20 protein-coding genes and 2 pseudogenes are annotated in these 18,669 nt (G+C 73.3%); 4 read left to right on the forward strand and 18 right to left on the reverse strand.

Going from position 1 to position 18,669, the window contains the following annotated elements:
• Position 1: 1 nt before the first annotated feature.
• From GA0070213_RS02475 to GA0070213_RS02490, 4 genes are read right to left on the reverse strand one after another with little or no spacing between them, the layout of a single operon-like run.
• Positions 2-448, reverse strand: a complete 447-nt coding sequence (locus tag GA0070213_RS02475; protein ID WP_139128608.1) for a hypothetical protein — start codon at positions 446-448, stop codon at positions 2-4.
• A gap of 27 nt (positions 449-475) precedes the next feature.
• The gene (locus GA0070213_RS02480) at positions 476-1,075 is read right to left on the reverse strand and encodes a GNAT family N-acetyltransferase (RefSeq protein WP_091056300.1); all 600 of its coding nucleotides are present in this window, start codon (positions 1,073-1,075) and stop codon (positions 476-478) included.
• 5 nt (positions 1,076-1,080) lie between these two features.
• Positions 1,081-1,272: a DUF397 domain-containing protein gene (locus GA0070213_RS02485; protein WP_091056302.1), complete on the reverse strand. Its 192-nt coding sequence runs from the start codon at positions 1,270-1,272 to the stop codon at positions 1,081-1,083.
• Positions 1,263-2,030 carry a Scr1 family TA system antitoxin-like transcriptional regulator gene (locus GA0070213_RS02490; protein WP_091056703.1) on the reverse strand — a complete coding sequence of 256 codons (768 nt, stop codon included), beginning with the start codon at positions 2,028-2,030 and terminating at the stop codon, positions 1,263-1,265. The genes GA0070213_RS02485 and GA0070213_RS02490 overlap by 10 nt, the downstream gene beginning before the upstream one ends.
• 120 nt (positions 2,031-2,150) lie before the next feature.
• Here GA0070213_RS02490 and GA0070213_RS02495 point away from each other — a divergent pair, with 120 nt between their 5' ends.
• Positions 2,151-2,498, forward strand: coding sequence for a hypothetical protein (locus tag GA0070213_RS02495; RefSeq protein ID WP_245716234.1), 348 nt, complete (start codon positions 2,151-2,153; stop codon positions 2,496-2,498).
• On the forward strand, positions 2,495-2,737 hold the full coding sequence (locus tag GA0070213_RS02500; protein WP_091056305.1) for a hypothetical protein: 243 nt from the start codon (positions 2,495-2,497) through the stop codon (positions 2,735-2,737). Before GA0070213_RS02495 ends, GA0070213_RS02500 begins: the two co-directional genes overlap by 4 nt.
• Positions 2,738-2,765: 28 nt before the next feature.
• On the opposite strand, the gene GA0070213_RS02505 is transcribed toward GA0070213_RS02500, so the two are convergent.
• The 9 genes and pseudogenes from GA0070213_RS02505 to GA0070213_RS02540 all read right to left on the reverse strand — a co-directional run bounded on the left by GA0070213_RS02505 (position 2,766) and on the right by GA0070213_RS02540 (position 12,981).
• Positions 2,766-4,001, reverse strand: coding sequence for a glycoside hydrolase family 16 protein (locus GA0070213_RS02505; protein WP_091056308.1), 1,236 nt, complete (start codon positions 3,999-4,001; stop codon positions 2,766-2,768).
• A gap of 186 nt (positions 4,002-4,187) precedes the next feature.
• Positions 4,188-4,454 (reverse strand): annotated as a pseudogene (locus GA0070213_RS32000) (DivIVA domain-containing protein); the annotation flags it as partial.
• Between the two features lie 723 nt (positions 4,455-5,177).
• Positions 5,178-7,376, reverse strand: a pseudogene (locus GA0070213_RS32630) (SAV_2336 N-terminal domain-related protein); the annotation flags it as partial.
• Between the two features lie 2 nt (positions 7,377-7,378).
• Positions 7,379-8,344 (reverse strand): AAA family ATPase, encoded by a 966-nt coding sequence (locus tag GA0070213_RS02515; protein ID WP_091056314.1) that lies wholly within the window; start codon positions 8,342-8,344, stop codon positions 7,379-7,381.
• A complete protein-coding gene (locus tag GA0070213_RS02520; RefSeq protein WP_091056316.1) occupies positions 8,341-10,101 on the reverse strand; it encodes a VMAP-C domain-containing protein in 1,761 nt (586 codons plus the stop codon). Before GA0070213_RS02520 ends, GA0070213_RS02515 begins: the two co-directional genes overlap by 4 nt.
• 79 nt (positions 10,102-10,180) lie before the next feature.
• The gene (locus tag GA0070213_RS02525) at positions 10,181-10,507 is read right to left on the reverse strand and encodes a CU044_2847 family protein (protein ID WP_091056319.1); all 327 of its coding nucleotides are present in this window, start codon (positions 10,505-10,507) and stop codon (positions 10,181-10,183) included.
• 68 nt (positions 10,508-10,575) lie between these two features.
• Complete coding sequence (locus GA0070213_RS02530) at positions 10,576-11,868, reverse strand: MFS transporter (protein ID WP_245716219.1); 1,293 nt, start codon at positions 11,866-11,868, stop codon at positions 10,576-10,578.
• Positions 11,865-12,440 (reverse strand): winged helix-turn-helix domain-containing protein, encoded by a 576-nt coding sequence (locus GA0070213_RS02535; protein WP_091056322.1) that lies wholly within the window; start codon positions 12,438-12,440, stop codon positions 11,865-11,867. Before GA0070213_RS02535 ends, GA0070213_RS02530 begins: the two co-directional genes overlap by 4 nt.
• Positions 12,441-12,543: 103 nt before the next feature.
• The gene (locus tag GA0070213_RS02540; RefSeq protein ID WP_091056324.1) at positions 12,544-12,981 is read right to left on the reverse strand and encodes a VOC family protein; all 438 of its coding nucleotides are present in this window, start codon (positions 12,979-12,981) and stop codon (positions 12,544-12,546) included.
• Positions 12,982-13,099: 118 nt separating this feature from the next.
• On the opposite strand from GA0070213_RS02540, the gene GA0070213_RS02545 reads away from it, so the two are divergent.
• On the forward strand, positions 13,100-14,101 hold the full coding sequence (locus GA0070213_RS02545; RefSeq protein WP_175441169.1) for a helix-turn-helix transcriptional regulator: 1,002 nt from the start codon (positions 13,100-13,102) through the stop codon (positions 14,099-14,101).
• Here the strand turns inward: GA0070213_RS02545 and smpB are convergent.
• Complete coding sequence (gene smpB, locus GA0070213_RS02550) at positions 14,070-14,561, reverse strand: SsrA-binding protein SmpB (protein ID WP_091056713.1); 492 nt, start codon at positions 14,559-14,561, stop codon at positions 14,070-14,072. The two genes, GA0070213_RS02545 and smpB, sit on opposite strands and share 32 nt — an antisense overlap.
• A gap of 62 nt (positions 14,562-14,623) precedes the next feature.
• Positions 14,624-15,181: a hypothetical protein gene (locus tag GA0070213_RS02555; protein WP_091056326.1), complete on the reverse strand. Its 558-nt coding sequence runs from the start codon at positions 15,179-15,181 to the stop codon at positions 14,624-14,626.
• 242 nt (positions 15,182-15,423) lie between these two features.
• On the opposite strand from GA0070213_RS02555, the gene GA0070213_RS02560 reads away from it, so the two are divergent.
• The gene (locus tag GA0070213_RS02560; protein ID WP_091056329.1) at positions 15,424-16,287 is read left to right on the forward strand and encodes an NAD(P)-dependent oxidoreductase; all 864 of its coding nucleotides are present in this window, start codon (positions 15,424-15,426) and stop codon (positions 16,285-16,287) included.
• Between the two features lie 75 nt (positions 16,288-16,362).
• On the opposite strand, the gene GA0070213_RS02565 is transcribed toward GA0070213_RS02560, so the two are convergent.
• Genes GA0070213_RS02565 through GA0070213_RS02575 form a run of 3 tightly spaced genes read right to left on the reverse strand, consistent with a single transcriptional unit; the run spans position 16,363 to position 18,550 of the window.
• A complete protein-coding gene (locus tag GA0070213_RS02565; RefSeq protein WP_091056332.1) occupies positions 16,363-16,998 on the reverse strand; it encodes a lysoplasmalogenase in 636 nt (211 codons plus the stop codon).
• A complete protein-coding gene (locus GA0070213_RS02570; RefSeq protein WP_091056334.1) occupies positions 16,995-17,822 on the reverse strand; it encodes a sterol desaturase family protein in 828 nt (275 codons plus the stop codon). The genes GA0070213_RS02565 and GA0070213_RS02570 overlap by 4 nt, the downstream gene beginning before the upstream one ends.
• Positions 17,819-18,550, reverse strand: a complete 732-nt coding sequence (locus tag GA0070213_RS02575) for a FadR/GntR family transcriptional regulator (protein WP_091056716.1) — start codon at positions 18,548-18,550, stop codon at positions 17,819-17,821. Before GA0070213_RS02575 ends, GA0070213_RS02570 begins: the two co-directional genes overlap by 4 nt.
• Between the last annotated feature and the right edge of the window lie 119 nt (positions 18,551-18,669).

The raw sequence follows: 18,669 nt of genomic DNA on the forward strand, positions 1-18,669 counted from the left end.
CTCAGAGTTCGACCAGGGCCAGCGTCCACTGGCCGTGATCGTCTTCCCAGAGCGTGACGATCTCGCCGACCGGCACCGAGTTGTACGCGTGCCGCTCGTCCTCCTCGGAGTAGTCGCCGTCCTCCTCGATCGCCGCGACGATGCGCAGGGCGTCCTCGCGGGTGCCGTCGGTGGCCGCCCGGATGCGGGAGACCCGCCACGTGACACCGCTGAGGTCGCGACCGACGAGCTCACGACCGGGGACGAGATTCTTGTCGTCGTGATCGATCTCGAAGAAGGTGCCGGCACCGTCGACCAGCAGCGTGTCGGTGTCGCCGATCATCAGGTTCGCATCGACGACCTGTTGGTCGCCGCGCAGCACCGCCGGGTCGAGCCAGGCCGGCCGCCGGTCGAGTCCGACCTCGCTGATGAAGTTTCCCCAGGCGTAGAGCGCGTACATGCGCGGCATGCTATCGAGCGTGAACTCGACGCTCCGCTACGGGTGCGCGGCCGGGCCGGTCCACCGGAGTTCGCCGTCGTGCCACACGTCGGTGGCGGCCAGGCCGCAGGCCGTGGCCACCGCCGCCGACGCGCGGTGGTCGGGATGGATGTGGGCCACGAGGGTACGCACACCGCGTCGCCCCAACCAGCCGGTCATGCCCCGCGCGGCCTCGGTGGCTATTCCGCGCCCCTGCCAGGGCGTCCCCACCACCCAGGCGATCTCCGCGACCGGCCCGGCGTCGACCGGCGTCGCGTCGTGGAGGTGCCGGTGGCCGACCGCGCGGGCGCCCGCCGTGTCGGCGTGTCGGGCCGGGCGCTCGGGCGCGGTCACGGTGGCCTGGACGTAGCCGGCCAGCCGGCCGTCGTCGCGCAGGCGCACGACCCAGTTGCACCACGTCTCGGCCGGGTCGGGCGAGCCGGCGACCAGCCGCTCGTAGCGGGCCCGCAACGCGGCCGTCGCGGCCGGCTCGCCGCCGATGAAGGTGTGCAACGCCGGGTCGGCGAGCACGACGGCCATCTCCTCGGCGTGCGCGACGGCCAGCGGCAGCAGGAGCAGCCGTGCGGTCTCGACGGGCTCCGGCGCGAACCCGCTCATCGGCGTCAGCGCCGGCGCGTCAGGTGGGCGACGAAGGCTCGCCAGGCCGGCGGCCCGAAGACGAGGACGGGTCCGCCGGGATCCTTGGAGTCACGCACGCCGACCACGGCAGCCAGGTTGTCGGCCACCTCGACGCAGTCGCCGCCGTTGTTGCCGCTCTTCGTGCTCTTGCGCCACCGCGCACCGGTCAGGCCCATGAACGTGCCGCTTCTCTGATGACGTCGAGGGAGTGTGCCCTGGACAGCGCCTCGCCGCGCAGCCGCTGCCAGCGCCGCTCCAGGGTAGCAATCTCCTCAGCTTTCTCGATGATCTGCGCCTGCGCCTGACTGTCCACGTGCGCGACCCGCCCGCCGTCCGGCAGTTCCGCCAGGGTGAACGGTCCGCCGAGTCCCGGATACATGCCGGCCGACAGCGGCACGACGTAGACCTGGACCGCGGACAGTTCGGCGCACTCCGTCAGGTAGTCGAGTTGCTCTGCCATCAACTCCCGATCGTCGCCGGCTGTCCGTCTGAGGACGGACTCGTCGATTACCGCGATCAGGAGCGGCGGCCGGTCTCGACGCAGGATGGCGTGCCGGGCGATGCGGGCGGAGGTCAGGCCTGCGATCTCGGCGTCCGACAGGGCCTCGCCCGCCAGGGTTGCCCGTGCGTAGGCCTCGGTCTGCAGCAGGCCGGGGATCCAGGCCAGTTGGAAGGTTCGGAGCGACAGTGCTTCGCGTTCGATGTCGGCCCAGGGGCGGAACCACGCGGGCTCGCGCCGCTTGAGCGCGTCCGGCCACAACTCGGCGGCGTCCCTGCCGAGCAGGTCGGCGACCTGGGCGCGGTGCCGGGTCTGCGGGATCCGGCCCTGGCTTGCCCAGCGGGCGGCGGTCTTCGGGTCGACGCCGACCCGCTCGGCCAGACTCTCGGCGGTGTGCCCGGCCTCGGACATCGCCGCTGCCACGGCACGGTTCATCCCGATGCGCTCCTCGAACGTCCCGATCATCCCGACACCATCCTGCAACGCAGTGTGATGGGCCCGCAACGGTCGGCAGGGTTCTGGTGGACGGTGTGTCGAGCGACGGAGGGGTGCCCGATGGCGGAGGACCAGACGCGCGTCGAGCGGCCGGACGTACCCACCGGGGAACCGGACGAGTCGCGGACGGCGCCGGAGGTGACCGCGTCGCACTCGACGGCCGCTCCGGCCTGGGTCTGCGACGGCTGCGGCGCGGACTGGCCGTGTCCGGCGTGGACATCGGCGCCGACGGACGCGGCGCGGCGGGCGGAGCTGTTGCCGGAGTTCGTCCGGTTGACCCGGCGGGCCATCCGTGACCTGCGCGGGCGTCCCGGAGGGCCGCAGCCGCCGGAGATCGTGCGGCGGTTCCTGTGGTTCCTGCCGTTGAGCGACGAGGAGGCGCGCGCGGTCGCGCTGAGGCTGCGGTGAGCCGGGAGCACGTCCCGTCCCGACCGACCTGGCGGTGCCGGGCCTGCGGGATCGCCTGGCCCTGCTCGCCGGCGAAGCTGCGGCTGCTCGCCGCCTTTCGGGACGCCCGGCCGGCGCTGCTGGTGCACCTGGCCACGCTGTGGGCGGAGGCCGAGGCGGAGCGACCCGCGCCGGACGGCGGGGCGGCGGACCGCTACCGGCGCTTCGTCGGCTGGGCGCGGCGCCGGGGCGGGCGGTGAGCGCCGCCCGCCCCGGCTCACCGGGCGGTCAGCGCCGCCACTTCTGGTTGGCGGTGCCGCCGCACTCCCAGATCTGCAGCCGGGTGCCGTCGGCCGAGCTGTTCCCGGTGGCGTCCAGGCACTTGTTGGCCTGCGGGTTCACGATGTCCCCGGCGGCGCTGAACACCCACTTCTGCGCGCCGGAACCGTTGCAGTCGTAGAGCTGCACCTTGGCGCCGTTGGCGGTCGACCCGGACGTCACGTCGAGGCACTTGCCGAGCGCGCGCACCGAACCGTCGGCGGCCCAGGTCCAGCGTTGGGCGGCGGTGCCGTTGCAGGTCCAGAGCTGCACCGGGGTGCCGTTGGCGGTGTTCGCGCTGGCCACGTCGACGCACTTGTCGCCGTATCCGACGATCTGCCCGCCGGTGCCCCCGCCGCCGTTGTCCCAGGCCTGCACCCGGACGTAGTCGACGGTCATGGTCTGCGGGAACGCGGTGGAGCCGTCCGGCGAGCCGGGCCAGTTGCCGCCGACCGCCACGTTCATGATCATGAAGAACGGGTGGTCGAAGACCCAGCGGTTGCCGCCCGCGTCGGCCGGCGTCTTGCGGGAGTACTGCACGCCGTCGAGGTACCAGGTGATCGAGTCCGGCGCCCAGTCCACCGCGAACGTGTGGAACGCGTCGGCGAGGGCCTGGCCGCCGGGCAGCGAGGTGGACGCGCCGATGCCGTTGCCGCCGGAGTAGCCCGGGCCGTGCAGCGTGCCCCACACGGTGGACGGGGCGTAGCCGACGTTCTCCATGATGTCGATCTCGCCGCTGTTGGGCCACGGGTTGCTGCCGATGTCGTTGCCGAGCATCCAGAACGCCGGCCACAGCCCCTGCCCGCGCGGGATCTTGATGCGCGCCTCGAACCGACCGTACGCCTGCGTGAACGTGCCGTTGGTGAGCAGCCGGGCCGAGGTGTACTGGCAGCTTCCGTACCAGCAGTTGTAGCCGGCCGGGTTCTCCCTGCGGGCGGTGATCACCAGGTTGCCGTTGCCGTCGAGCGCGGCGTTGCGGGTGCTGTTGGTGTAGTACTGCAACTCGTTGTTGCCCCAACCGCCGCCGCCGATGTCGTAGCGCCACTTGCTCGCGTCAGGGGCGGCGCCGGCCGGGCCGGTGAAGTCGTCGGACCAGGTGACCGCGCCCGGGGCGGCCACCGCTGGGGTGCTCGGGACGGTGGTGAGGGCGGCGGTGAGGCCGACCGTCGCCATCGCCAGGGCGGCGACGGTACGGAAACTGCGCACGGGGTGCCTCCTGCGGTGGTGGGTTCGCTCACCGTGCGGTCGGCCGGCCCCGTCGAACGGTAAACAAACTATAAAGATAGGCTTCGATGAAGGTATGAACGAAGTCGCTCGCTGTCAAGAGAGCGCTTCCCACCACTCCGGCCCGGGATTTCGCTGCCGCGCCACAGGCTGCGGCCGGCGCTACCGCTCGGCCTCGGCGATCGCCCGCCTCACCCGGTCCAGCCAGAGGTCGACCTGCCATTCGTCGTACCCGTTGAAGCGCACCCGGAAGACGACATCGTGCACCTCCTGGGCGGTCAATGGCGCACCGGCACGCGCGCCACCGTGTTGGTAATGGAACAGCGTGTCGTCGATGCGCTCGGCGAACGCGTCGACCTCGTCGGGGTCGTAGCCACGACGCAGGCGTTGACGTGGGAAGCGTTGTCCCCGTGCTGTCGACCTGGGCGTCGTCAGGTCGAGGGTGGGCGGGCCGGTCTCAGTGGAGGTCGCCAGGTCGACGGTGGGCTCGCTGGTCTCGGTCGAGGTCGTCAGGTCGACCGTCGGCTCGTTGGTCTCGGTCGACGTGGCCAGGTCGACCGTCGGCTCGCCGGTCGGTGCAACCAGGGCCCGGATCTCGTAGGCGGTCAACGCCAGGCGGATGGGCGTGCCGGGATTCACCACCATCGTGGCGCTGGACGGCCACACCGATGCCACCTCGCGGAAGGGCCAGGGGCCGGACGGCCGCTCGCTGAAGCGCTGCGGTGCGGTGACGAGGACGATCTCATCGATCACGCCGTCTCGGCGGCTCCTCAACGCGGCGATCAGTTCCGTGGCCGAGCCCGTCGACGGACCAGCCGGTGCCCAGAGCGGTGCGGACGACAGCACCTTCACCGCCTCCTCGACGGAGACCCGGATCGCATTCCACAGGTGCCTCTCCACCTCGTTCAACGGGTGGAACTCCCCGTCCTTGCCTATGGCGGCCCCCCGGAAGAATCCGGAGACCACGCGTGCGGAGGTCGGCGTCGCGGTGGGCCGGGCGTGCCGCCCCTGCGTCGTGTCGTCCGACGGTTCCGCCTTGGCCGGTTGGGGCCGGACGAGGTAGTCGACCACGACCTGCCGGACGACCGCGGCCGGCAGCACGGCGATCTCGCCTCGGCTGCCCGACAGGGCGGGACGACCGTTCACCATGCCGACGATCTCTCCGGTGGAGGGCCGCCACACCGGCGCGCCGCTCATCGGCTGGAGCACCTCGTCCCCGGTGTCGGCGCTCAGATGCAGGTGCGCCAGCCCACCCGACGCCACCGCGGTGATCCGTCCCGACATCCTCGAGGAAGAGGACAGGATGTGCGCCATCTCATCGGCTTCCGGCGCTCCGAACAGGACCGCGCTGGGCACCTCGGCCAGCGCCTCGCCCTCGACCCTCAGGATCGTCACGTCCAACTGATCGAAGGTGGACTGGTGAGCGGGCCAGGCCGCGATGACTGCGGTGCGGACATACCCTCCGCGGCGGCGACCGATCAGGACCGACACCTGGTCGGACGGCCACATCTGGGAGGTAGGGCTCTTGCCCAGGGCAGTGTTGACCACGTGGGCGCAGGTGGCGAGGTAGCGCGGGCTCACCATGAAGCCGCTGCCGACGATCTGGCCATGCGCGTTCAGCACTTCACCGACCACCGGCTCGCCGGGAATGCCCGACGGCGCCCCCGGTTCTCCGCCGCTGACGCCGCTTCGAGCCGGGTCGACCTCTGGATCATCGCTCTCGGCCGCTGCGCCTTCGCCGGCCACACCGTCGTCGGTCGGCACGGTCGAGGCAGCGGGTGCGGAGACACCGGTGATCCGGTCGAGGATCTCGGCCCGGATCCTCGCGAACGGGCGGCTCTCCGCCGGCAGGTCCAGCGCACCGGACGGGGTGGGCACCGCCGCGGCCAGACCGGCGCCGGGCAGCCGCAGCCACCGCTCGATGAAGGCGGAGACCTCCTGGTCGACCCGTTCCGCCTCGTGCCGCTGCAACGTGCCGAGCAGGACGTCGCGGACCCCGTCGACGAACTCGTAGCGGTCGTCGGCCGCCGGCCCGTCGTCGACGGTCGCGACCAGGCCGCTGAACAGGATCTCCGCGAGGTGCGCCGGCGAGGAGCGGGGCATCATCGTCGCCTGCACGGTCCGCATCAGCGGCAGGCTCAACGGCGCCGCGGACAGGTACGTGAGCAGCTCGTACGCCTCCGGCGTGGCCTCGGCGCGGAACGCCCGCACCCGCTCGACCGCGTCGTGCGGCTCCCGCCGGTCGGCCGGTGTGCCGCGCGCGGCGTCACCCGGGAAGATGACCGACGCGTCGACCCCGCCGTGCGCGGTGCCGCCGGCCAGGCGTGCCCAGGGCGCCAGCCACCCGGGGTCGATCTCCAGCACCGGCACGGGCAGGTCGGGCCCGTGCTGCCGGCGTCGGTAGCTGACGAAGGACAGCCGGTTGTTGGGCGCGCCCGGCGACGGGGTCCCCAACCGTCCGGGCGACGGCCGCAGTGCGGTCCGTTCCCAGAGATGGGCGGGCAGTGGTTGCAGAATGGCCACCGGCCCGGACCCGCCCCAACGGTGGACCACCGCCCCGAGGTGGCCCGAGCGCCACGCGGCGCCGATGCCGTCGGTCAGCAACAGGATGAGGCGACGGCCGGTGGGGTCGATCAGTTCCGACGGGCTTCGTGGGGCGCTTCCCGCACCCCGCCCGGACGTGGTGACCCACGATCTGCCCTCGGAGTCCGCGTGCAGGTGACGCAGGCGCACGTCCCGGAACGCGCCGAGCCGCCGGAAGACGCCGTACAGCTCGTGGGCGAGCCGGCCCCAGAGTTGCCCGCCCGCGCCCAGATCGGCGACCAGCACCAGGTCGAGCCAGGGCTCCCGGGCGGGCTGCAGCACCGGAAGCCAGATCCGCCGCTCGGCGATCCGGCGTACGGTCGCCTCCTCGTCGAGGACCGTCCGGTGCCGGGAGTCGACAGTCCGCTTCAGCGGGCGCAGCGACCGCATCAGGCGCAGGGTGTCGGGGATGGCCGGCGCGGCGTGCGCCAGCAGCGGTACCGCCGGGTTCGTCTCGGGCCGCCCGGGTTGCCGCGGGCGCAGGTGCAGCGGCAGCAGGTCCTCCTGCGGCGGGTCGGCCGGCGACACCGTGGCGGCGCGGTCGGGAGCCGGATCCGGGTCGGGCACCGGGTCGTCGTCCGGCGGGTCCGGCACCGGCTCGACCGGCTCGACCGGCACGCCGTCGCCCTCGTCGACGGTGGAGACCGGCTCCTCGGCGTCGCGCGGTCGCGCGGCCGGCAGGTGATCGGCCAGCCACAGCGCGTCCGCGAGGCCCCGGGCATCCAGCTCCAGGCCGGCCCGGGCGAAGACCCGCGACACCCGCGCGACCGACACGGCTACGACAACTCGGTCAGGTACTGCAGGACGACGTTCGCCAGTCGCTCCGGATCGAGTTGGTCGCCGGGCACGTGCCGCGTCAGGTACACGGCGTTGAGCAGTTGGTCCGTCGCCAGTTCGCCCTGCTCCCGCCGGTCGAGGAAGGCGCGGACCAGGTGCTGGGCGCGGCCGTCGAGGTCGGCGCCGAGGTGGGCCCGGACGATGTCGTCCAACCGGGCCTCGTCCGGTGGCCGCAGTTCCATTCGGACGCAGCGCCGGAGGAACGCCGGCGGGAAGTCCCGCTCGCCGTTGCTGGTCAGCACCACGATGGGGAACGTGGTGCAGCGGACGTAGCCGTTGTCCACGGTGATGCGACGGCCGTCGGAGGTGCCGATCGTCACCTGGGGCACGGCCTCGGCGAGCCGGGACAGCTCCGGTATCTCGTACTCGCCCTCCTCGAACGCGTCCAGCAGGTCGTTGGGCAGATCGATGTCACTCTTGTCGATCTCGTCGACGAGCAGTACCCGTTCCCGCTCGCTCGGTGCCAGGGCGGTGCCGAGGGGGCCGAGACGCAGGAACCGCCCGACGTCCGGCGGATCCTGTCCACCCGCTCCCTCGGTGCCGCGCAGGTTGTGTTCCTCGATCCGGCCGATCGCGTCGTAGCGGTAGAGGCCGTCGCGGACCGTCGTGCGGCTGGTGATCGGCCAGCGGAGCACCGGACCCAGCCCCAACTCGTGCGCGATCGCGTACGCCAGGGTCGATTTCCCCACGCCCGGCTGCCCGGTCACCAGGAGCGGCCGGCGCAGGTAGATCGCGGTGTTGACGAGGTTGAGCGTTTCCTCGTCGGCCTGATAGGTGCGGGCCTGCTCCGGCCGCTGTGTCCGGTTGTCCCGCCCGTCGAAGGTCCGCCACGGCGGAGGGCTCGGCAGCCGGGCGATGCCGTCGTGCGGCTCGCCGCTTCCTCGGAAGACCCACCAGGTGTTCACGCGACCTCCGCTTCGCCGGGCGGCAGCATCTGTTGACGGGGCGGACGGCGGGTCGGATCGTCCCAGAGCAGCACCAGGTCCCGCCCCCAGTGGTTGTCCGCCGCCGCGGCCCGTCGCAGTTCGAGGACCCGCTGGGGGAGTGCGTCGTGGCGGGTCTCCGCCAACGAGCCGGCCAGCGCGCTCTGGAAGAGCCGCACCGGACAGGCGTCACCGGAGCACTTCTCGCAGCGCATGCCGCACCACGCCAACGCCGGCACCCCCTCGGGGAGCGCCACCTCCAACGCCACCCGCGACGGCGCGTCGTCCGGCGGACCGGGGAGTGCCACGGCGGACAGCAGGGGGTGGCCGCCGATCCAGGCCCACATCGCCTCGTGGCTGCGCCGGTCGTCGCAGTGGACGGACACCAGACCCGAGCGCAGGAACTGCCGGGCGGTCATCCGCCACCGTCGCTTGAGGAACGCCATGCTCTCGGCGTCCTCCAGTCGTTCGAGGTCGCGGACCACGACGGCGTACTTGCTGCCCAGCGTCTCCCACCGGCGCGACCGCCACAGGGCCCAGGAGTGGACCGGCTCGTTGAGGAGTTCCTGGGGCAGGATGAACTCCACCATGATGTCCCGCTCGTGGGCGGTCAGCTGGCGGATCTGCTCGACCAGACTGTCCTGCACCCGCTGCCTGGCCTCGGGCCACGGGACGGCGTCGAGGTCGTCGACGACCGGCACGACGTGGTCGGCGTCCACGTAGCGCCACATGGTCACGTGGTAGCGCAGGTGGTTGTTGCCCGCGGGGCGCAGCCGCACCATGACGGAGACCGGTGCCGTGGACGACGTCTCGGTCAGCCGGTTCCGGATCACCGGTGACACGCCGAGTCGGCCCGCCCGGTACAACAACCAGTCCCGCAACTCGGGCAGCTCGCCGTGTCGTCGGGCCAGGTCGGCGGCGTAGGCCAGCACCTGCGGTGGTTCGCCGGCGGGTGGCGCCACGAGGCCCATCAGGTCCGCGGCGACGTCGCCGTAGTCGTGGTGCGGCGCCGACGGAGGCTTCGCGAGCGGGCCGGCGGAGCGTTCGTAGTCCGCCCGGTGCTGCTCGGCCGGGATCTCCGGCAGGCCGGCCAGGATGCCCCGCAGATCCCGCTCCTCCGCGGGGACGACGTACGTGCCGGACCGGTCCGCGTCGAACGCCGGCCGACGGTGGTGGTCGGCGCGGCGGTGATGCAGATCGTGGGCCCGCCACAGCGCCCGATGGACGGCGGGGGCCAGGTGTCGCAGACCGATCAGGGGAGCGACGAAACCGCCTCCGTGGTCCCGTTTGGCCTTGACGACTCCCCAGACGCCCCCGGTCGCCGGGTCGAGGACGGGACCGCCGGACATTCCCGGCGTCACCTCCTCGTGCGAGATCTTCAGCAGGACGCCGGGAGGGAAGTCGTGCCGGCCGGTGAGGTGCAGGAGCCCTACCGCGGGTTTCAACGCCGGTGCCAGGGTGCTCGTGTAACCGGCGCCGACGCACGGGTTTCCCAGGCCGGGCATTCTGGTCGTCAGCCAGACGCAGGGATGCCCGGTCAGGCCGTCGACGCGGATCACCGCGAGGTCCGGCCACGGCCACAGGGTCGCGGCGCCGGTCGGTGGCGGCGAGGCGTCGAGGACCGTGCCCAGGTGGGGGACGCCCTGCCATTGGACGCGTACCTGGCTCGCGGTCGGACCGGCCACGTGGGCGCAGGTGAGGATCATGCCCGGCGCGACGAAGAAGCCACTGCCCGCCATTCGCCCGTCGACCAGCACGAGGCATTCACCGAGATGGCTCTCCGCCCACGCCGTCACCGCATCCGACACGCGGGCCGGCTCACTCGACGGAGGCGGCGGCGTGCGGAGCCGGCGCGGTCCAGGTAAGGGTGACCTTGAGGGCCGCCTTCACGGCCGATCCGGCGAGCGCTGCCACCAGACCCTGGCTGCCGATCTCCAGATCGAGCCCGAGTTCCACCGAGACATTGTCCGGGCGGACGTTCCGCACCCCGTTGCGCACATTCGTGGCGACCGCGGAGAGCGTTTCCGACAGCCCGGTCAACGGTAGGAGCCGCGCGCCCAGACCGACGTCACTCACCCCGTTGCTCTCGATCGTCGCCCACGCGATCTGACCGTCGGGTAGCTCGACCTGGACAATTTCCCGCACGCGAAACCCTCTTCATTGGACGGAGTGAATGGTGAAGGAGTTTATCGGTAGGCGGTCACGTATCGACCTCACGTTTGTCTGACTTCTGACTCTTCCCATTCCCGCGCCGACTCGGTCGGCGGCCGTTGCCGCGCCACCGGCGCCGGGCGGCCCATCGTGCGCCACGGCCCGCCCAGCAGCGGCGTGAGCACCACCAGCAGATAGCAGCAGCCCATCACGACGAGCGTGGAGGCGGGACCGAACCGGTCGGCGGCCAGCCCGGCGCCCAGCGCGCCCAGCGGCATCGCCGCCCAGGCGCCCGCGCCGATCACTCCGTACACCCGGGCCCGCATCGATGCCGGCACCCGCTCCAGCTCCACCGCGCCCATCAGCGGGTTGAGCGCGCCGGCCGCCAGCCCGGCCACCGCGACCACCGCGACCACCACCGGCAGCGGCGGCGCGGCGGCGAGCGCCCACAGCGGTGGCGCGCCGCAGATCGCGAACGCGGTGACGAACGTGGCCCGGCGCGGCAGTCGGTGCCCGATCGCGCTGAACACCAGCGAGCCGATCAGCGCGCCGCCGCCCATGACGCCGACCAGCAGACCGAACGCGGCCGGGCCGCCGAGTTCGCGGTCGGCGACGACCGGCAGCAGCACGTTGCTCTTGGCCGCGTCGAACAGGTTGGTCACCAGCACCAGCAGCACCATGGCGCGCAGCAGCGGCTCCCGGGCGAGGAAGCGCAGCCCGGCGGCGAACTGCCGCCAGTAGCCGCCCGCCTCCACCTCGTCGTCCTCGGTGGACGGGCGCAGGCCGCGCGGCACCAGCAGCGTCACGACCAGAGCCGAGACGGCGAACGTCGCCGCGTCGACGGCCAGCACCGGCAGCGGACCCAGCACGCCGACCAGCAGGCCGGCGACCGGCGCGCCGATCATGCGGGCGCCCCGCGAGGTGGCCTCCGCCCAGCCGACCGCCCGCTCGATCGGCACCCCGGCCGCGGTGGCGGCCTCCGGCAGCAGCGCGGTGCGGGCGGTCTGGCCGGGCGTGTCCAGCAGGCCGCTGACGAAGACCAGCGCCAGCAGCGCCGGGAACGGCAGGCCGACCGTGGCGTGCAACAGGGGTACGGCGGCGACGGTCACGCCGGAGACGACGTCGGCCAGCACGCTGGACCGGCGGTAGCCGATCCGGTCGACGAGCACGCCGCCGAACGCGCCGCCGAGCACCACGGGCGCGGTGGCGAACGCGCCGGCCAGCCCGGTGGCCGCCGGTGAGCCGGTCTCCGCGAGCACGTAGAGCGGCAGCGCGATGAGCGTCAGCACGTTGCCGGTCAGCGAGACGGCGTGCCCGATCAGCAGCCCGGCCAGCGGCCGGCGGTCGCGGGTCACTGCGGCCCCCGGTAGGCCTGCCAGATCAGCGTGACCATCTCCGCGCCCGGTCGGCCGGACGCGCCGCGCTCCCGCCACCGCCGGCCCAGCTCGGACAACTCGTCGCGCAGCTCGACCAGCTCGTCGGGGGTCAGGTGCAGCACCGTGTCGCTGCTGGTGGTGCCGCGCACCCAGGCCACGTCGAGGCTCGCCTCGGACTCGAGGTAGGCCTGGTAGCGGGCCACGTAGCGCGCCATCGCGGCGCGGCGCAGCAGGTCGCCGGCGAGCCGTCGCTCCGGGTCGTCGAGCAGCTCGACCGGGTCCCAGTCGGTGGAGGCGTGCGCCGCCCGCCACCACCGCTCGCGGCGGTCGCGGGCCAGGTCGGGCGCCTCGGCCACGAAGCCGTGCTCGGCCAGCTTGCCGATGTGCCAGCTGACCGAGCCGACCGCCTCGCCGGTGCGTTCGCTCAGCATGCCCACGGTCTGCGGGCCGCGGATGCGCAGCTCGCCGAGCAGCCGCAGTCGGGTGGGATGGGCCAGCGCCCGCATGGCGCGCGGATCGCTCAGGTGTACGTGGTTCGGCTCGTCCGCCATGGAGACAGGCTAGACGGACAAGAGATGAAGTACAAGGAGTCTTGTGTATCACCGACCGGTGACCGCCCCGCCCCGGTCACGTGGTCAGTCCTTGAGATTCCCCTCAGTCGAGGCAGAACTCGTTGCCTTCGGGGTCGGCCATCACGATGTGACCGGCGTCGAGCGGGGGAGCGGGCTCGTGGCGTTCGAGGCGGGTGGCGCCGTGCGAGACGAGCCGGTCGGCGGCCGCCTCCAGCGCCGTCATCCGGGCCTCCTCGGCGAGCCCGGGCGCGGCCCGTACGTCGAGGTGCACCCGGTTCTTGACCCGCTTGGGTTCCGGCACCCGCTGGAAGAACACCCGTGGCCCGGCGCCGTCGGGATCGACCACGGCCGAGGCGTCGTTGTGCCGTTCCGGGGGCACGCCCATCGCGGTCAGCGCCTGCTCCCACGAGTCGAATCCCGGTGGCGGCCCCTGCACCCGGTAGCCGAGCGCCTCGGCCCAGAACGCGGCCAGCTTGGCCGGGTCGGCGCAGTCGATGGTGAATTGAACGTCGCGGGCCATGTCAGCTCGTCTCCTGTCGGGTGTGCGGACGGCGGTCGGGTCGTCGTCCCGGGCCGTGATGTCAGCCTGCCACCTATTGCGGACCGTTCCGTTCCGTGATTCGTGGAACGATGCGCGGGTGACCGCCGAGGGAACGACCGAGCGGGTGCTGCGGTTGCTGGCGCTGCTGCCGCGCCGGCCGTCCTGGACCGCCGCCCAACTCGCCGCCGAGCTGGGCGTCACCGACCGCTCGGTACGCCGTGACGTGGAACGGCTGCGCGCGGTCGGCTATCCGGTGCACGCGGTCGCCGGCGTCGGCGGCGGTTACCGCCTCGGCGCGGGCACCCGGCTGCCGCCGCTGCTCCTCGACGACGAGGAGGCGATCGCGACGGCGGTGTCCCTCCGGTTCGCGGCGGGCGGCACGGTCGCCGGGGCGGGCGAGGCGGGGCTTCGTGCCCTGGCGAAGCTCGACCAGGTGATGCCGCCCCGGCTGCGTGCCGAGGTGCGCGCGGTGCAGGGCGCCACGGAGACGCTCGTCGGTCCCGGGGCCGAGATCGACCCGGATGTCCTGGTGACCCTGGCGCGAGCGTGCCGAGACGCGGTCCGGGTGCGGTTCGGCTACGCGGGCCGCGACGGGGAGCGGCGCGAGCGCACTGTCGAGCCGGTCCGGATGGTCACCACCGGCCGTCGCTGGTATCTGATGGCCCGCGACGTCGACCGCGACGAGTGGCGCACCTTCCGGCTGGACCGGATGCTCGCGGTGACCCCGACCACCTGGCGGTTCCGGCCCCGGGAGCATCCCGACCCGGTCGCGTACGTGCAACGGGCGGTGACCGAGGCGCCGTACCGTCATCTCGCCCGGGTGCGGGTGCGCGCCCGGCCGGAGGAACTGCGCGGGTTGGTGCCGCCGCAGGTGGGGCGGGTCGAGGACGATCGCGACGGATGGTGCGTGCTGGTGATCGGCGGGGACGACCTGGAGTGGCTGGCCGCGCACGTGGCCCGGCTGGACCTCCCGGCGGAGGTGCTGGAGCCGCCCGAGCTGCGGGCGGCGGCAGCCCGGCTCGCCGGCCGCCTCTCGACGCTCGCCGGAGCGGACGGGGCCGGGGCGCTCAGCCCCGACGTGTCGCCGCCCGGCCCTTGAGCCGCCGGCCCATCTCCCGGGCGATCTCCCGCTTGGCGTCGCGCTCGGCGAGCGCCTGGCGCTTGTCGTACGACCGGCGGCCCCGGGCCAGGCCCAGCTCGACCTTGGCCCAGCCGTCGGCGAAGTACATCGACAGCGGCACCAGCGTGACGCCGCCGTCGCGCAGCTTCTCCAGGATCCGGGCTATCTCCACCCGGTGCAGCAGCAGCTTGCGGGTGCGCCGGGGCGCGTGGTTGGTCCAGGTGCCGAAGCCGTACTCGGCGATGTGCAGGCCGTAGAGCCAGAGCTCGCCGTCGCGCTCCTGGGCGAACGCGTCGACCAGCGACACCCGCCCCTCGCGCAACGACTTGACCTCGGTGCCGGCCAGCACGATGCCCGCCTCGTAGGTCTTGAGGACGTCGTAGTCGTGCCGCGCCTTCTTGTTCGAGGCGATCAGCTTGCGCCCGTTCTCCCTGGCCACACCGGCAGGGTACCCGCCGGCGCCGGCTGGCTGCCGGCGCCGGCGGGCGTGGTGCGGGAGGGTCAGACGCGGCACTGCCAGGAGTACGGGTCACCGAAGCGGACGAAGCGCTCCACCGTCGCGTACCCGAAGGTGGTCTCCCGGCAGGCGGCCAGCACGTCGATGTCGGAGTAGGTGACCCCGGCGCGGCTGTAGCGCACGCAGCGCCACCCGTAGACGGTGTCGCCGCGCAGCTCGGCGGTGGAGTTCCCGGTGATCTGGCACCAGAGCGTGAAGTCCGGCGTCACCACCTCGGGGCGAACCCGCCAGCAGCGCACCGAGGTCGGGTCGTAGAAGTCGCCGATGCGGTCCACCGCCGCGTCGGTCCGGTAGGTCCACCGGCACGCCGCGTCGAACGCCAGGTCGGCCAGGCGGCCGTCGCCGGCGCGGCAGTGCCAGTCGTACGCGGTTCCGCCGGTCAGCGCCGCGTCGGCCGCGCCGAGCGACCGGCAGTAGGCGCCCAGGTCGAGCCCGCCCAGCTCCTGCGGGGGTGGCGGCGAGGCGTGCGCCGCGGCCGGCGCGGCGAGCGCGGCGGCGAGCAGGGCGAACGTGGTGAACAGCGCGCGCAGGGTGCGTCGCATGGTGGTCCTTTCCGGGTTGCGGATGCTCGCGGGGGTGGCGGTGGCGCGACCCACGCTAGGAGCGCATGGAAACTCTTTCAAGACTTGCAAGTGAACAGTCTTGATAAGAAAGAATTTCCGCGATCTTGCGAAAGTGAACGGCGGGCCGGTGAGCTGCGTCCGGACCGCCCGACCCGGTTCGAAGTGTGGGACGGGGTGCCGGCCCCTAGGCTGGCCCGGACGGCGACGAGGGGGAGCGGCGGATGACACGGGTGGCGGTGCTCGGGCTCGGCGGCATGGGCACGCCGATGGCGGCGAACCTGATCCGGGCCGGGCTGGACACGGTGGTGTGGAACCGGCACCCCGAGCCGGCCCGCGCGCTCGGGGCGCGCGGCGCCGAGGTGGCCGCCGACCCGGCGGAGGCGGTCCGCCGGGCCGACGTGGCGGTGACCATGGTGACCGACGGCGCCGCGGTCCGCGCCGTCGCCACCGACCAGGGCATGCTCGCCGCCCTGCCGCACGGCGCGGTCTGGGCGCAGATGAGCACCATCGGCGTGGCCGAGACCGAACGGCTGATCGAGCTGGTCGCCGCCGAGCGACCCGACGTCACCCTGGTGGACGCGCCGGTCGCCGGCAGCCGGGGCCCGGCCGAACAGGGCCGCCTCACGGTGCTCGCCTCCGGCCCGGCGCAGGCGCGCGACCGGGTCGCCCCGGTGTTCGACGCGGTCGGCCGGCGGACGCTGTGGCTCGGCCCGGCCGGCGCCGGCTCGCGGCTCAAGCTCGTCAACAACCTGCTGCTCGCGTTCGTCAACGAGGGCGTCGCCGCGGCGGTGGCCCTCGGCGACACGCTCGGCCTCGACCGGGACACCGTCCGGCAGGCGCTCGACGGCAGCCCGCTCGTCGCGCCCTGGGCGGCGGAGAAGCTGGCCCGGGTGGTCCGCGACGAGCACGGCACGCAGTACTCGCTCGCGCTGGCCCTCAAGGACGTCGAGCTGGCGCTGCGCGAGGCGCCGGCGGGCAGCTTCCCGGCCGCCGAAGCGCTGGCCGCCGAGTGGCGGCGCGCGGCGGACCAGGGGCTCGGCGGTGACGACCTGACCGTGGTGACCCGGATGCTCGGGCGGCCCTGACCGCAACGAGAGCCCGGTCCTGGGACGCGCCGTGGCCCGGCCCGTCCAGAAGGGATGGGCCGAGTTCGGCACCCCTCACGCGGGGACCGCCTCCGGCTCATGGGGGGCGTCGACGCGGGCGGCCACCCAGCCGGCGGTGATCAGCAGTAGCGCCGCGCAGTAGGTGCCCATCACCAGCAGGCCCGCGCCGGGCAGCTCGGTGCCGGCCGCACCCACGCCGATGAGCAGGTCGGAGGCGAGGAAGAACGCGCCGCCGGCCGCGACCCGGGCGGACACCCCGGCCGCCGCGGCGGCCATCAGGCACAGCGCCAGGCTGTAGCCGAGCACGGGCAGCCGCAGCGGCCCCAGCGCGCCCCACAACGCCGCGTTCCCGGCCGCCCAGGCGAGCAGGTAGCCCACCCACGCCGCTGCCGGCGGGCGACCGCGACGCAGGAAGCCGGCCAGGAAGCACAGCTGCGCGATCAGGAAGAATCCCATGCCGACCAGGAACGCGGTCCGCCCCGGCACGAGCAGGGCCACGTCGCCGGCGGTGGCCGCGACCAGGCCGGCGGCCACCGCGTCCACCCGGCGTCGGTGCCCCAGGAGGTACGCCAGCAGCACCGGCGCCAGCAGCGGCTTGGCCAGCCACTGGAGCGCCGTCGAGTCGAGCGCCACCGCGACCAGCTCGACGGCGGCGACGACCCCGAACAGGGGGAGCCAGAAGCGCCTCACCGGGCCGGCTGCCAGCCGGGGCGGCCCAGCAGGTAGCCGAGCCGGTGCCGCCAGCAGGTGGCCCGGCGGACGTCGGAGGCGATCGCGGCGAACTCGTGGGTGGCCACCCGCAGCGGGTTGTAGGTCTGGATGTTCCTGGTCAGGCCGTAGCGCACCGGTGCCCGTTCCGGCGCGAAGCTGCCGAACAGCCGGTCCCAGACGATCAGGATGCCGCCGTAGTTGCGGTCCAGGTACTCGGTGTTGGAGCCGTGGTGCACCCGGTGGTGCGACGGGGTGTTGAAGACCCACTCGATCGGCCGGGGCAGCTTGCCGATCCGCTCGGTGTGCAGGAAGAACTGGTAGAGCAGGCTGATCGACTGCTGCAGGAAGATCATCCACGGCGGGATGCCGAGCAGCGCCAGCGGCAGCCAGAACGGCAGCGACGTCATCGGCGTCCAGCTCTGCCGCAACGCGGTGGAGAGGTTGTAGTGCACGCTCGAGTGGTGCACCACGTGGCTCGCCCAGAGCACGCGCACCTCGTGGTGCGACCGGTGGAACCAGTAGTAGGCCAGGTCGTCGGCGAAGAAGACGATCACCCAGGTCCACCAGTCGCCGGGGGAGAGGTGCACCGGCGCGACCGTCCACAGCGCGGCGTAGAGCCCGACGGTCAGCAGTTTCCACGGGAAGCCGATGACCTGGCTGCCCAACCCCATGGACAGGCTGGTGGTGGTGTCGCGCAGCTCGTAGCCGCGCTCGTCGTCGTCGGGCAGGAAGCGGTAGGAGACCGCCTCGATGACGATCAGCAGCAGGAACGCCGGGACGGCGTACAGCACGGCGGGGATCATGCGCGCGCTTCCCTTCCGGGGGTGGTGGGGGTGGTGGGGGTGGTGACCGGGGCGGTCAGCAGCGCCCGGGCGTGCCGGGCTGCCGCCACGCCCTGGCCGGACGCGACGGCGGCGGCGAGCCGGCGGTGGCCGGCCACGTCGAGAAGCTCGGCGGCGCGGGCGTCCGGGGGGACGTCACCGACCGCGAACGTGCCGGCCACCAGGCTGTTGAAGGCGAGCTGGTACGCGGTGTTGCCGCTGCCCCGCACGACCAGCCGCCAGATGCGGATGTTCGCCTCGGCCATCCGGTCCAGGTCGGGCGCGAGCGTGCCGTAGTCCTCGGCGGCCCGGACCAGCGCGGCGACGACGTCGGTGTCGGCGCGCTCGGCGCAGAGCCGGGCCGCGTCGACCCCGACGCAGGCCCGCATCTCCAACATGTCGCGCACCAGCGTCTCGACCGGCAGCACGTCGCCGGAGCGGGCCAGCGACAGCGCCAGGTCGAGGCCCGCATGCACCCGCCAGTCGAGCACCCGGGTCGCGCCGCCCTGGCTCACCCGGACCAGGCCGAGCTGCTGCAGCCGGCGCAGTGCCTCGCGCACCGCGTGCCGGTTGACCGCGAACGCGGCGGCCAGCTCACGTTCGCCGGGCAGCGTCTCGTCCGGGCGGTACCGGCCGGCCACGATCGCGTCGCGGAGCTGACCGAAGACGTGGTCGGAGACCGAGGCGCGGGGGGCGGGGACGAAGGCCATGGACAGCAGTGTGGTCCCGGACACATCAACCCGTCAACTGGTTGGACCAGTTGGATCGGCGGCCGGTGCGTGCCGTCCCGGTCACCCCTCGTATCCTTTCCGCGGTAGACCACGACCGG

It is taken from the genome of Micromonospora humi, assembly GCF_900090105.1.
Classification (GTDB): domain Bacteria; phylum Actinomycetota; class Actinomycetes; order Mycobacteriales; family Micromonosporaceae; genus Micromonospora; species Micromonospora humi.